Here is a 13,934-nt window from a genome sequence, read left to right on the forward strand (position 1 = left end):
GTATATTACTTGGCCGAAACCTTGGTGAGGATGAAGTTATCTCCTGTGATAACCAAACCACCATTGGCAACAAGATCATCAATAACATTCTGGGGGAACTTCACCTCGAGTACACCCTCATCGGAATCGAGGTCATACTGTCCTTCGATAGGTGAAGGCAGTGCTCCCCAACTATCACCATGGCGCAGGCTGATGCAGGCCCATGAGCCGGCGGTAATCTTCTTGTACTTGAAACAGAGTGTACTACCACCAGCAATAGTGCTCCAATCATAGCCGCCCCATGCCAGATCCTGGTTTCCTCCCCAACCCGAGCATACGAACTCGTTAGCCCAGAGTGTGGTCTCTGCAACAGGAATGGTAACCTTCTGCAGATAGAAGTTATCACCAGTAATAACCAGACCGCCATTAGCAACAAGGTCGTCGATGACACCTTGTGTGAGCGTAACGGTTAATACACCTTCGTCGTCATTCAGGTCATACTGTCCAGGAATTGGATCGGGCAGAGCACCCCAGCTGTTGCCATGGCGCAGACTGATACATCCCCATGAACCGGCAGTAACCTTATTGTAGTAGAACTTAAGCTGGGTACCAGCCTGAACGGTGCTCCAATCATATCCGCCCCAAGCCAGATCCTGATTACCGCTCCAACCTGTGCATTCGAATCCATTAGCCCAGATAGTGGTCTCAGGAGCCTCGCTGTACATCATCACGCTCTGCTCGATGGTGATGAAGCTGTTCTGTACAATCACAATCTTACCATCGGTCATGCCCTCGGGCACAGTGAAGGTAATCATGGTGTTGGTGAGTGTATACTCATCATCAGCCAGAATACCATAACCCGGAAGGGTGATGCTCTCGATGCGATCAAAGTTATAACCTGTGATGGTAATCACATCATCCTCCTTGATGTCCTTGACCTTCGAGAAAGATGTAACTGTTACTGTAGGTAATGTCAGTTCGTCAGTTGTGAGTGATGCACCTGAGTAGAGCACCAGTGTGACAGCACCCGACTTTGTCACAGCAGGAACAGTTGTCGTGATGGTGTTATGGTCATCAGATACGGTAAACTCGCTGGTGACACCGCCTGGGAACATAATGCTCTCAACAGTGTGCAGGTTGGTTCCTGTAATCTTGATTTCCTGACCGAAATCAGGTGTCGTAGTACTGATGCCTGTATATGTGGCTGGCAGAATCTCCAATGCTGTGGGATACTCGTATTCCCAATTGGCACCATCGTTGAAGGTAATGACACCGCTCTCGGCTGCCAGAGGTACTCGGAAGCGGACTTCGCTACGAGAAACGTAGGTGAAGTTCTCGGCCTCAACAGGCGCACCAGTCACACCATTGGTGAAGATGGCTTGATAGATGTTGTATACATAGTCGCCCTTCACCGTTACTTCGTCACCGGCATTCAATCCAGTTGTAGGAGATACGGATGTAATCTCAATAGGCTCCTCGAATGTGATAGGTGATATGGAGGTGGCAACAGTATCTGTGCCAACCAGCAGACGGATTTTACCAGGAACTGACTCGTCGGGTACGTTCAAGTAGATATCCTTATTGTCTCCTTTGTTAAAGTTGGCCTTCGCAACAACTGCACCTTCGCCTGGGAATACCACGCTGGTTACATTATTCAGGTTGGTACCTGTGATACGAATCTCATGGGTGCGGAGGATTGGTGATGGACCAAAGGCCACGAGGTTAACCCCCGATTTGTTATATGGGTTTGTGTCCAGATTGTCCTCAGAGCACCCTGTCAGTGATAGCCCGAGGAGGGCTACCATCGACAATGTGAAATATCTATATATATTATTCATAATACTCTAATAATTATTTGTTAGGAACTATACGGATGTTATCAATCTTGATAAGCGGGGTGCATGCTACACCAGTAGGCAGCACACTCTTATTGTTATAGCCACCCCTCACTACGAACATATTGAAGTTTGCAAAGTCAGCTTCGGTCATGTAGGTGCTGTTCATCTTATTACCATCCCAGTCATAGATAAAGTCAGAGATGGGGATTGTAACAGTAATCCACTTTCCTCCGGTATGGAAGAGCAGGTCGTCTTTGTCCTTCCATGGCATATAGAGTGCGCGACTCAGCTTGCCCTGCTCGTGGAAGAAGTTGTTGTTGGCGCCAGCACAAGTATGTCCGTAGATATCAGGACCGGCAGGCAGTGATACCTGCTCAACAGAACCGAAGTAAATCTGTATTGGAGCTGCTGACCATGCGTTGGACTCAGGAATGTTCAGCTCGAACTTCAAACTCTTGTTGGCAAAGTCGGTAAAGTCGGCCACATCGAAGATACGTGGATGCTGTGAATAAGCCTGTGGCTCTTCCCAATCACCGCACCAGTATTCGAAGGAGAAGTTACTATCGTCCCAACCACCATCATCAGCCATGGCAGCACCGCCCAGTACGAGATAGTTGCCCTTCAGTGAGGTTTCGTCGTTGAGAATGTCGCGGTTGTGCCATCCGTTGTTGCTCAGTACAGTACCTGTGCTACATGGTGTATCGAAGTCGAACAGCATACCGCGAGTGTCCTTATACTTGAATCCGCCAGCAGTTGTACCATAGATAGATGTTACGCTGATTTTCTCCTCTGGAGCGTCTGCAGGCATGGTGAAGACAATCTTGGTCTTGCTGATGCTCTTTATGGCAGAACGGGCAAGGGTGTATTTATCGCCAAAGTTCACCGTTACAGGGGAGTCGGGATAGTCCAGGAAGTAGTCACCTATGATGGTTACCTCTTCACCAGCCTCAGCCCATTCGTTTGACATGGAAGATACTACTGGCGCAGGGATAATCACGTGGAAGTCGTAGGTTACGGTATCTTTATCCCTTGTAGCAAAGTAGATCTTATCTGTCACTGTATTAGGAATCTCGTTAGGCACAGTCACAATCAGTGTGTTGTCTGTCATATAACTGGTGTTCAGTACAGCTTGCTGGTCGTTGAAAAGCAGACCTGTGACACTACGCAGGTTCTCACCGACGATACAGATGGTTGACTGCATTGAAGCGGCACTTATGATAGAGTCCTTGGCACTGACGCTAACGGGGCGGATGAAGCTGATACTGGGCTTACCCCCCTGAATCTTGTAGGCATCAGGCTCGTCCTTGCATGAAGTGGCGGCCAAAGCGGTAAAGGCTACCAAAGCAAGACTCAGACCTTTGAATATTTTCTTTGTTTTCATTGTTAGTCTCATTTATAGATTAATATGTATATTCTGTTCTCACATCTACATGGATAGCCTCTGCATTGCTGCCAAGGTTCGGGTTCAAGGCTACATCCTCTGTAGGATAGGGAAGATTGAAGCTGTTGGCTGTTACATTGGGAATCGGTGTCGACTCATCATACGATATTTCTGTTGGATCCCATGTTGCACCATCACTTTCGAAGTATTTCTTATACACCTCGCTACAATTAAAAATGGCATTGCGGCGCTGGCTGGAAAGTTCGGCGATACAAGCATTTACATCGTAGTATGAACGGCGCACGAAGTCGTACCAGCGATCCCCCTCGCCTGCAAGTTCCAAACGGCGCTCCTTCCAAACATCATCAAAGCTGAGCTGTGTCTTGTCTACAGATGATGGTACCGAACGGCTACGAACAGCATTATAGGCAGCAAGAGCGGTGGCGCTGGTGGTCTTACCCTGCAGTACTTCTGCTTCGGCATGTACCAGATAAACATCAGCAAGGCGAAGAATGTGAGTGGCTAGGGCGTATGCCATTCGGGCAGCAGAAATACCACATTCTGCTTCATGATCGGCATTGTCACCATAAGCATGCTTTACGTTCTGGACACCGCATGGACCCTGGAAGCTGCTGGTGGCAGCAGGATTGTATTCCTTATCGAAATAGAACTTCAGAACATCAAATCCTTTCTTACCATTGCCCAGGTCCTTGTCACGCCAGAAGTAGTCATAAACATCGCCAGGCCCCATCATGGTTGCCTTACGGCGAGCATCTACGTCAAGACGGTTCTTGGGATTCTCGGTTACATCGTAGCCGAAAGCATCCTGCAGGTCGGCAGATGGGCCACCCCAGCCGCCCCAACAGTCACCAAACTCGTCGAAGCCTTCAGGCATCAAGTCGCTTTGCAGGGTGTTCTGACTGGTCCACTTAGAACCTACAGTCCAGCGCCATGCAAATAGACTCTCGTCGCTTGCATTATTTGAGCCACGGAAAATGTCAGAATAGTTCTCCAACAGTTTGCGACCAGAGTTGTTAATCACATCGAGCGAAGCGGTAGAGGCTTTTTGCAACAGGCTGTTGTCGAGTGAGCCAGAAACGCCTGCAGCTGTCAGGGCAACCTTTGCATACAGACCTTCTGCACAGTAGTAGTCAATACGACCTGTAGTACTCTTGGTCTTAGGCAACAGTTCCATTGCCTTTTCAAGGGTCATCATGATGTATTCGTAAACATCTGCTTTCTGTACCTTGTGCAGTGAATTGTAGTCACCGGCAGCAAGGTTCACAGAGTTATCGTGTACGATGGGAACATCGCCAAATGAACGTACAAGGAAGAAGTAGGCCATAGCCTTCCATGCCAGACATTCACCCATGCACTGGTTCTTTACACTCTCAGAGGCAGAAGCCCCCTTGATAGAGTTGTAGACAGTATTACAGTGTCCTATCTCTGCCCAGAGAGAGTATGACATGTTTACCAAGTCCTGATCGGTACCATTTACCGAGAAGTTCATATAAGGAGAACTGCCCCAATACATGTTACCCGACATGACTTCACCGATCTTGATGAAACCGCGCTGGAAGTCATACCATGGAGAGTTGTACAGGTAGTTTACACCCGCTATACATGAGTTGTCGTCGGTGTAGTAGTTCTCTGTGTTGTAGTTGTCTTCCACAGGCCTGTCCAGGAAGTCGTCACAAGAGGTCATGCTCACTCCCAAAAGCATGGCTGCTGCTACATATTTTAAATTCTTGATATTCATAATCTTTTGTTTTTACTATTTTACCTAATACCCTTTAGAAAGATACGTTAATGCCTAATGTAACAGAGGTTGGAGAAGGATAGCGTCCGTTATCCAGTCCATATACGTTGTTTGATGCTGTAGACACACCAATTTCTGGATCGTAGCCATCGTAACCTGTGATGGTTAGCAAATTGGTGGCATTGAGGGTTAGGCGCAGGTTTGTCAAACCAAGCTTCTTGATGAGTTTCTGATCAAAGGTATAACCCAGTGTGATAGCCTTAAGGCGTACATAACTACCATCTTCGATGTAGCGTGAACTCCAAGCGTCGTTATCGTTCGGGTCGTTGATAGCTGCACGTGGTGTACTGCTATAGCCTGTGGTGATGACATTAGATATGTCGTTGTACCACCAATCAGAGTAGTTGCCGTCCTTAGGCTGCAGACGGGTGCGGTTCTGTACATCGGCGAGCTGGTTAGTCCAAGGAGAGTTCATGTGTGTGAGCTTCATCTTCATGTAGTTACCAACTTTGTTGCCTACCGAACCATTGATAAAGATGTTCAGGTCGAAGTTCTTATATACGAAGGTGTTGTTCCAACCAAATGTGAACTTAGGCAGTGGAGAGCCGATGTTTGTCTTATCGTTTTCGTCGATAATACCGTCGCCGTTTACATCCTTGTACTTGATATCTCCCACATAGGTGGTGTTCTTTGGATTATACTTGGTTGGATCTGTGCTCCATGACTTTGTACCATCAGGGTTTGTTACGATTGGATTGTTCTGCTGCAACGTGTTTACTGGAGAGTTCAGAATGTCCTCAAAACTCTGGTAGATTCCTTCTACTTCGTAGCCATAGAAATTATAGAGACTCTCGCCTGGTACTGAACGGCTGACCACATCAGTCCACTGACCGTAACCTGGAAGTGCGGTAGAACCACTGAGGCTCTTCAGCTTGTTTCTATTGAACGAAATCTGGAAATCGCTCTGCCAGCTGAAGTCCTTGGTTTCGATAGGACGTGTCTTGAGTTCGAATTCGAAACCGGTATTCTCGATGTCGCCATAGTTACCGTAAGGCGCAGCAAGAGCAGAAGAGGCGTTACCTGATGTACCCATGATTGAAGGCAAGGTGAGCTGCATCAGCATGTCCTTAGATACCTTCTTGTACCAGTCGGCTGTAATGGCAATGCGACCATTAAAGAAACCTAAGTCAAGACCAATGTTGATCTGCTCCTGAGTCTCCCACTTGATGTCGAGATTCTTCAGGTTGGCAGGACGATAGCTCAGTCCAAGACCTGTTTCCATGGTTGACATGGCAGAACCCCATTTGTATCCACCGATGCTTGAGTTACCAGTCTGACCCCATCCGAGGCGAAGTTTACCGTTAGTGAACCACTTCAGATTCTTCATGAATGCCTCGTTAGTGAAACGCCATGCTCCTGCAACAGAGTGGAAGCCTGCCCAACGCTTGTTAGGACCGAAGTTTGAGCTACCATCATAGCGGTATGTATAGGTAAGCAGATAACGGTCGGCATAATTATAGGTTTCGCGCGTAAAGAACGATGCCATTGATGAAGAACCAAAGCCACTGCCTACCTTAGGCTCACCTGAACCGAGTGCAGGGTTGTGAACCTCGTCGTTAGGCAGATTGTTGTTCTGTAGAGAGATGTAGTCGTATTTCGACTCCCAAGCCTCTTGTCCCACCATGGCTGTGATAGAGTGCTTGCCAAATGTGTTGGCATAGGTTACATAGTTCTTCAGTGCCCAGAAGGTGTTTGAGTTCTTCTGCATGCGGCTCTCGTTCGACGCGCGGTTCCAAGTGCCTAAGTTCACCTTTGGTTCATAAGTCTCTCCCTTTGAACTACCGATGTCGAAACCGAGTTCGGCATGCCATGTCAAGTGGTTGATTGGGGTGACGTCGGCAAATACACTACCGTTCAGTTTCTTACGTCCCAGCAGAATCTCATCCATCATTGCCAGAGCGATGGGGTTAGGACTGGTGAATCCTTCCTTTGAAACATGCGAGTAGCCACCATTGATATCGTAGATCTGGATATCTGGGGGGGTGGTCAATGAGTAGTTGATGATACCCTCATCAGAGTCGGCCAGTTTCAGGTCCTCATCCGTTGAGGTGAACGATGCGTTCAAACCAAGCTTCAACCACTTCTTCAGCTGTGCATCGAGGTTAACGCGGGTAGAGAAACGTTTGAAATTAGAGCCGATGATAGTACCCTGCTGGTTCATTAAACCACCAGAGATGAAGTACTTAACGGCATCTGTACCGCCCTGCGCACTGATTTGATGCTGGTGTTGCCAGGCGGTGCGGAATACGGCGTCCTGCCAGTTAGTTCCCTTTCCCAGTATTGAAGGATCGCTGTAGGTCTCGTCGGGCTTCGAGATCTCCCCCTGCTGAGCCATATCGTTATAGTACTCGGCAAACTCACGTAGGTTCAGCATATCGAGGCGCTTGCTCTGGCGCTGAACTGTTACGCTGCCATCATAGGTGAATTTAGCTTCGCCGGCCTTACCGCGCTTGGTGGTAATCAGTACTACACCATTAGCACCCTGTGCACCATAGATGGCGGTGGCCGAGGCGTCCTTCAGAATCTCCATGCTGACAATATCAGCAGGGTTGATGGTTGATAGTGGTGATACGGTAGAAACCGAACCATTACCCAGAGCGTCGCCAAGGCCGAAGTCGGCACCAGAGTTACCGCCACCTTGCATAATCACACCATCAATAACGTACAACGGTTCGGCACCGGCATTAATGGTGGCCTGACCACGTACACGGATGGATGAAGACGAGCCTGGAGCTCCTGATGTCTGTACAGCGGTAACACCAGTGACACGCCCCTGAAAACTCTGGTCGATATTTGTGATATTTGACCCCTTGATGGCCTTCTCGTCCATGGTCGCAGATGCACCGGCAAGGTCGCTTTTCTTCATCGTACCATAACCTACAACAACTACTTCCTCGAGCAGTTGCTTGTCTTCTTCGAGAGTGATCTGATAGGTGGTTTTGTTAGCGGTAATTTTTACTTCCTTGGTTGTGTAACCAATGTAAGTGATGACTAGGGTCTGACCTGGACTGGCGTTGAGTTGGAAGTTTCCGTCGAAATCGGTGGCTACACCGTTTGACGTCCCTTTCACTACTACACTGGCTCCAATCACGGGGCCCGAAGCGTCGACTACAGTACCTGTAATCTTCTTCGCTGCCTGCTGAATCTCCTGAGGAGCTCCTGCGGCATAAGCGTTTGATGAGTAGCCAAGCCCCAAGAAGGTCACAGCACCCATCAATAGCGCTGTTTTTGTAAGAAATTGATTCATACTTAAGAGTTATTATTGAAAATTGGTTTGTGAGATGTTAGCTTTTTAATCTGACAATAGTGAATCAGTGCGCACATACGTTCCTATATATAATAAAGGTACGCGCATCGAACCATTATGTGGAGTTGTTTTGGGTCATAAGTTCTTTTTTTAAAGTTTATTATTAGTTATAGTGAGGAATACAGAAAAACTGAATCCGGTGCAAAGATAGACCTTTTTTGATAAAGTAGTTAGCTTTTGCTTGCTCAAAACTGATACTTTTTTGTCTTTCTGCATACTTATTTGCTTTATTTGCTCAAAACGCGTACTATATGGGACAAAGTATTTTGCTTTTTTTGCCAAATTGCAGTTTTTTTTATCATTGTGAGAATATTGTTTGGTGGATTCGTGGGATTTTTGTTCCTTTGCAACCATGAAAACGATACTGACGATAACAGGTAGTGATGGTACAGGCGGTTCGGGCGTACAGGCCGATATCCGACTTATCAGTCAGCTGGGCGGCACAGCAGCCTCGGCCATCACTTCGATTACGGTACAGAACACACTGGGTATCCAGGAGTTTCATGACCTGCCGGCTGCGGTGGTGCGTCAGCAGGTAGAGGCTATCATCAATGACCTGCAGCCGCAAATCGTCAAGATTGGACTGGTGCGTCGTAACGACGTGGTGCAGATATTGGCTGAGGTGCTGCAGCGCTACAAGCCACAACATATTATCTATGCGCCCGTATTAACATCAACCAAGGGTGAACAATTGGTAGAACCGCGTGTCTATGAGGCTATCGAACGTTTGCTGTTACCCCTGTGCACCGTGGTGCTGGCACCGAGCGATCTGCCCGTAGGACCTCGCCGGCATGGTGCTGCCAACCAGTTAGGTTCGGCATTAGCCTACTACCTGAGTCTCAATGAAAAGGTGAGCGAAGCTATGTTGCACGCACAGACGTATCTGAAACAGTTGCCAGCCGACTATACTGATGGCAATACCCGTACCGATGAGCTCTACAACCAGTTTCTCGACACCGTGGAGCGCTATTACAACCGCTATGCCGATGTGGCGTTCTATGCCGAACAACTGAACGTCAGTCCACGCTATTTAGGCCAGGTGACCCGTCAGGTTGCCAACCGCTCGCCCAAAGCTATCATTGATGAACGTATCACCACCGAAATCGCTAAACTTATCACCACCACCAATAAACCGCTGAAAGACGTTGCCCGCTGGTTGGGGTTCTCGTCGCAAGCACACCTGTCGCGCTTCTTCAAAAAACGAAAAGGCGTGTCGCCAAGAGATTATCAGAATCATAAACAATAAATAAGAAAATGACAAACGAAAGAACATTGCTAAACCGCCAGTTGGCTCAGATGCTGAAGGGTGGTGTTATAATGGACGTGACTACTCCCGAACAGGCTAAGATTGCTGAAGAGGCTGGTGCCTGTGCTGTAATGGCTCTCGAACGTATCCCTGCCGACATCCGTGCAGCAGGCGGCGTGAGTCGTATGAGCGACCCCAAAATGATTCGCGGCATTCAGGAAGCCGTCAGCATCCCCGTCATGGCGAAGTGCCGTATCGGTCATATTGCTGAGGCCCAGATTCTGCAGGCCATCGAGATTGACTATATCGACGAGAGTGAGGTGCTGAGTCCTGCTGATAATATCTATCATATCGATAAGACCAAGTTCGATGTTCCTTTTGTCTGCGGTGCCAAGAACCTGGGTGAGGCCTTGCGTCGTATTGCCGAGGGCGCCACAATGATTCGTACCAAGGGTGAACCGGGTACAGGCGATGTGGTGCAGGCCGTGAGTCACATGCGTCTGATGCAGAGTGAGATCCGCCGACTGGTGTCGATGAGCGAGGATGAGCTCTTCGAGGCTGCCAAGCAGTTGCAGGCGCCTTATGAGTTGGTGAAGTTCGTGCACGAGAACGGCAAGCTGCCCGTTGTGAACTTTGCTGCCGGCGGTGTCGCCACCCCAGCTGATGCTGCGCTGATGATGCAGTTGGGTGCCGAGGGCGTGTTTGTGGGTAGCGGCATCTTCAAGAGCGGCAACCCCGCCAAGCGAGCTGCCGCCATTGTCAAGGCTGTGACCAACTATAAAGATGCCAAACTCCTGGCCGAGCTCAGTGAGGACCTTGGTGAGGCGATGGTAGGCATCAACGAGCACGAGATAGAACTCTTAATGGCTGAACGAGGAAAATGAGGATTGCAGTATTGGCCTTGCAAGGGGCTTTTATAGAACATGAACAGGTGTTGCAGCGTTTAGGAGTAGAGACCTTTGAAGTCAGACAGCTTAGCGACTGGCAGCAACCCAAAGATGCACTGATTCTGCCGGGGGGCGAGAGCACCGTACAGATGCGCCTGCTCAAGGAGTTGGGACTCTTCGAGCCTATCCGGCAAGCCATTGTTGATGGTTTGCCTGTGTTAGGCACCTGTGCTGGCATGATTCTGTTGTCGGAAGGCTATTTGGGTACGATGCATATCCGTGTACGTCGCAATGCTTATGGTCGTCAGTTAGGCAGCTTCCACACAATGGGGCGTGTTGATGGCATCGGCAACGATGTGCCAATGACATTTATCCGCGCACCTTATATAGATGCGGTCTTAGCTGCCGATTGTACTCCTATCGCTCAAGTGGACGGGCACATCGTAGCCGCCTGTCAAGGCCATCAGATTGCCACCGCCTTTCACCCTGAATTAGACGATGACATGCGTCTGCATCAGTTACTGGTCGACATGATAAAACTGTAGTGGTGAGGCTGGTTGGCATCGATGGTGTACTGGGGTAGGGTATGTTTGCCCCAGGTATCGGCACCTCCTACGCCGTGGACGTTTTGGTCAATATTCAGGTTGATAAAGCGTCCGCGGCTTATTTCATTGGGATGGCGTACACCTGTCAGGTCTTCTTCACCGTAGTCCCAAGCGCGAATGCATAGGGGGCCACAACCGGTGATGGTGATGCTTGATGGATGTGGCGTGGCTGTGGATAATTGTATCCAGCGGATGTCGCAACGGTTGCCATTGTCTTGCGGATGGATGTAGTCAACTTCGAAATTCTGTATTTCTGATTTGTAGATACCAAGGAAGGCAGAGCGTTTGCGGTCGGGATAGTTCTCCCATGGGCCTCGACCATAGTATTTGATTTGAGTGTAGTCGGCTGGCAATCGCATGCGCATACCGAACTTCGGCATTAAAGGGAGCGGTTGGGCTGGTGACTGTAAGCCGTCAGTAGTCGGTGTTGGCTTGTAATCCATATCGATCTTGACCTGCCCTTCCTGACTGGCGGTGTAGGTCAGCGTAAGGTCGGCACCTACGGGCAGCGACAGTTCTACAATCACCTTGGCACTGCTTTTGTTGCTCTCTGTTCGTAGGGCTTTTAGCGTGCGGTTTTTGGCGGCATGCTCCCAGATGGCTGACGCTTCGGCAAAGTGGGCCGCATGCTGGTTGTCGTTCTCGGGCTTCCAGAAATAAGGCTCCAACGGTGCCTTCAGCAGTTCCTGGCCATCAACAATCCACGAGGTCATAGCACCTGTCTGATCGATAGTTATGGTGCCGCGTTTGGTGTGTAGTCTTGCGCCGTTTGCGGTTTTCTGTACCTTGGCGGGCTTGCCATGGACGGTGTTGCCGAAGTCGTAGGGCTCAAGCACAAATTGTTCACGGGCTACGGTAAAGCCTTTTTTAGCCCATGGTCTATCAGACTTCAAACGGGCATAGACATTCAGCAGACGTTCTGAGCCGATGAGGACGGTGTCGCGTACGATGTCGTATTCGTCGATGCTGGTAAAAAGGTCGCGGTTGATGATGTGGAGTTGATCATTGTTCAACTTGAACTGCAATGGCTGATATACGTACTGCACCTCATAGTAATGTGGGTGTGGCTGACGGTCGGGGGCCACCACACCATTGATATTAAACGGACCATCGTTAGGCTGGTCGCCAAAGTCGCCACCATAGGCATAGTAGCCGTCCTTCTCCAGACCTTGGTCAACCCAATCCCAGATGGCTGCGCCGCAGATGCTGGAGTCGTTGTAGATAACATCCCAGTATTCCTGCAGATTGCCGCAGGAGTTACCCATGGCATGGGCGTATTCGCGCATCATGAAAGGTTTGTCCTTCACCGCTTCGGCATTCTTCTTCAGATCGGCGGGATAGAGGTAGCTGTCGTCCCAGATGCAGCTATAACGGCGGTCGCTATCGTAGAAGGGTAGACGGGTTGTATCGAGCTCCTTTACCTTATTATACATAGCCTCGATGTTGGGTCCAACGGCACCTTCGTTACCCAAACTCCATAGTATGATGCTTGGATGGTTAAAGTCGCGCTTAACCAACGATTCTGCGCGATCCACATGTGCCTGCTGCCAAGCCAGATCAAGGCCCATCTCTTCGTTGGCATAGCCATAGCCGTGGGTCTCGTGGTTTGCTTCGTCCATCACATAGATGCCCCAGCGGTCGCAGAGTTCGTAGATATATTCGCGGTCGGGGTAGTGGCTGGTACGCAGGAAGTTGATATTAGCCTGTTTCATCAGGCGGATATCCTGCTCGTAAGTGGCATCATCAACATAACGTCCGGTCTTGGGGTGATGGTCATGACGGTTTACGCCGCGTAGCTTCACGTTCTTACCATTGATTTTGAATACTTCGCCATCAACCTCTATTCTCTTTACACCTAAGTGGTAGTCGAAGTGTTCCACAACCTGACCTTTCTTATTACGCAACTCTACTCGGAAAGGATACAGATGTGGTTTCTCGGCCGACCACAGTTGCGGATGGTCAATGGTATAGTTGAGGGTGATGGTGGTAGTGTCGCCAGCGGCCAATGACGTCGCATCGGTCTTCACCTCTTTATCGTTGATGAGCAGTACAGGCTGCAGGCCTTTGGCGGTTTTCTGTCCTGTATTACAGAGGCTGATAGTGGCTTTTACGACGGCTTTGCTATAGTCGGCATTGGGCTCGGCCTTCACTTGATAGTCGCTGATGTGTACCAATGGTCTTACCCATAATTGTACTGGGCGATAGATGCCTGAGAGGCGCCACATGTCCTGATCCTCTAAGTAGCTGCCGTCGCTCCAGCGATACACCTCGACAGCCAGGCGGTTCTGGCCGGCCTTCACGTATTTGGTGATATCGAACTCGGCTGGCGACATCGAGTTCTGACTATAGCCTACACGTTGCCCGTTCACCCAGACGTAGAAAGCCGAGTGTACACCGCCGAAGTGCAGAATGAGATGCTGTTTGAGCATGGCCTTGCTGACCTCGAAGTGGGTGACATACGACCCCACAGGGTTGCGGTTCTCATAGGCCGTCCAGTCCTTGGGTGGCTCGGTGGTTACGCTCGGACGGTTTTTTACGAACGGATAGTTGATATTGATATAAATCGGTGTACCGTAACCCTGTGTCTGCCAGTTGCCAGGCACAGTGATGTAGTTCCAATGACTTGTGTCGAAGTCGACACGATAGAACTCGACAGGACGTTCCTCTGGATTCCGGCTCCAATGGAATAGCCACTGTCCGTCGAGGCTCACAATCTCATCACATTCCTTTTGTTTTGATGGTAGTTGTAGTGTGGCGTGATAAGGAAGTTTGTTGATACCTACTACTGCGGGGTTCTCCCAATCGCGTGTTTGTGCCTGACTCTGTAATGCCAGCAGAGACGACAGAATGACGATAAACCTTTTCATATATG

General features: G+C 49.4%; 8 protein-coding genes. 3 read left to right on the top strand and 5 right to left on the bottom strand.

The window, feature by feature from the left end; genetic code table 11:
• Positions 1 to 5: 5 nt before the first annotated feature.
• From T495_RS0114690 to T495_RS0114705, 4 genes are read right to left on the bottom strand one after another with little or no spacing between them, the layout of a single operon-like run.
• Complete coding sequence (locus T495_RS0114690; protein WP_155993742.1) at positions 6 to 1,817, bottom strand: hypothetical protein; 1,812 nt, start codon at positions 1,815 to 1,817, stop codon at positions 6 to 8.
• 13 nt (positions 1,818 to 1,830) lie between these two features.
• On the bottom strand, positions 1,831 to 3,198 hold the full coding sequence (locus T495_RS0114695) for a glycan-binding surface protein (protein ID WP_033149232.1): 1,368 nt from the start codon (positions 3,196 to 3,198) through the stop codon (positions 1,831 to 1,833).
• Positions 3,199 to 3,217: 19 nt separating this feature from the next.
• Positions 3,218 to 4,957, bottom strand: coding sequence for a RagB/SusD family nutrient uptake outer membrane protein (locus T495_RS0114700; RefSeq protein ID WP_197020408.1), 1,740 nt, complete (start codon positions 4,955 to 4,957; stop codon positions 3,218 to 3,220).
• A gap of 34 nt (positions 4,958 to 4,991) precedes the next feature.
• Complete coding sequence (locus T495_RS0114705) at positions 4,992 to 8,264, bottom strand: TonB-dependent receptor (RefSeq protein ID WP_033149233.1); 3,273 nt, start codon at positions 8,262 to 8,264, stop codon at positions 4,992 to 4,994.
• A 412-nt stretch (positions 8,265 to 8,676) separates the two neighbouring features.
• On the opposite strand from T495_RS0114705, the gene T495_RS0114715 reads away from it, so the two are divergent.
• Genes T495_RS0114715 through pdxT form a run of 3 tightly spaced genes read left to right on the top strand, consistent with a single transcriptional unit; the run spans position 8,677 to position 11,002 of the window.
• A complete protein-coding gene (locus T495_RS0114715) occupies positions 8,677 to 9,570 on the top strand; it encodes a bifunctional hydroxymethylpyrimidine kinase/phosphomethylpyrimidine kinase (protein ID WP_033149235.1) in 894 nt (297 codons plus the stop codon).
• Between the two features lie 8 nt (positions 9,571 to 9,578).
• A complete protein-coding gene (gene pdxS / locus T495_RS0114720) occupies positions 9,579 to 10,454 on the top strand; it encodes a pyridoxal 5'-phosphate synthase lyase subunit PdxS (RefSeq protein WP_033149236.1) in 876 nt (291 codons plus the stop codon).
• Complete coding sequence (gene pdxT / locus T495_RS0114725) at positions 10,451 to 11,002, top strand: pyridoxal 5'-phosphate synthase glutaminase subunit PdxT (protein ID WP_033149237.1); 552 nt, start codon at positions 10,451 to 10,453, stop codon at positions 11,000 to 11,002. The genes pdxS and pdxT overlap by 4 nt, the downstream gene beginning before the upstream one ends.
• Here pdxT and T495_RS0114730 read toward each other — a convergent pair.
• Complete coding sequence (locus T495_RS0114730; protein ID WP_033149238.1) at positions 10,972 to 13,929, bottom strand: glycoside hydrolase family 2 TIM barrel-domain containing protein; 2,958 nt, start codon at positions 13,927 to 13,929, stop codon at positions 10,972 to 10,974. The two genes, pdxT and T495_RS0114730, sit on opposite strands and share 31 nt — an antisense overlap.
• Positions 13,930 to 13,934 lie beyond the last annotated feature (5 nt).

The organism is Prevotella sp. P6B1, from assembly GCF_000702825.1.
Classification (GTDB): Bacteria; Bacteroidota; Bacteroidia; order Bacteroidales; family Bacteroidaceae; genus Prevotella.

Excerpts from the sequence above, each read along its gene's own strand:
- T495_RS0114690 (WP_155993742.1), bottom strand. The coding sequence starts at position 1,817 with ATGAATAATATATATAGATATTTCACATTGTCGATGGTAGCCCTCCTC.
- T495_RS0114695 (WP_033149232.1), bottom strand. The coding sequence starts at position 3,198 with ATGAAAACAAAGAAAATATTCAAAGGTCTGAGTCTTGCTTTGGTAGCC.
- T495_RS0114700 (WP_197020408.1), bottom strand. The coding sequence starts at position 4,957 with ATGAATATCAAGAATTTAAAATATGTAGCAGCAGCCATGCTTTTGGGA.
- T495_RS0114705 (WP_033149233.1), bottom strand. The coding sequence starts at position 8,264 with ATGAATCAATTTCTTACAAAAACAGCGCTATTGATGGGTGCTGTGACC.
- T495_RS0114715 (WP_033149235.1), top strand. The coding sequence starts at position 8,677 with ATGAAAACGATACTGACGATAACAGGTAGTGATGGTACAGGCGGTTCG.
- pdxS (WP_033149236.1), top strand. The coding sequence starts at position 9,579 with ATGACAAACGAAAGAACATTGCTAAACCGCCAGTTGGCTCAGATGCTG.
- pdxT (WP_033149237.1), top strand. The coding sequence starts at position 10,451 with ATGAGGATTGCAGTATTGGCCTTGCAAGGGGCTTTTATAGAACATGAA.
- T495_RS0114730 (WP_033149238.1), bottom strand. The coding sequence starts at position 13,929 with ATGAAAAGGTTTATCGTCATTCTGTCGTCTCTGCTGGCATTACAGAGT.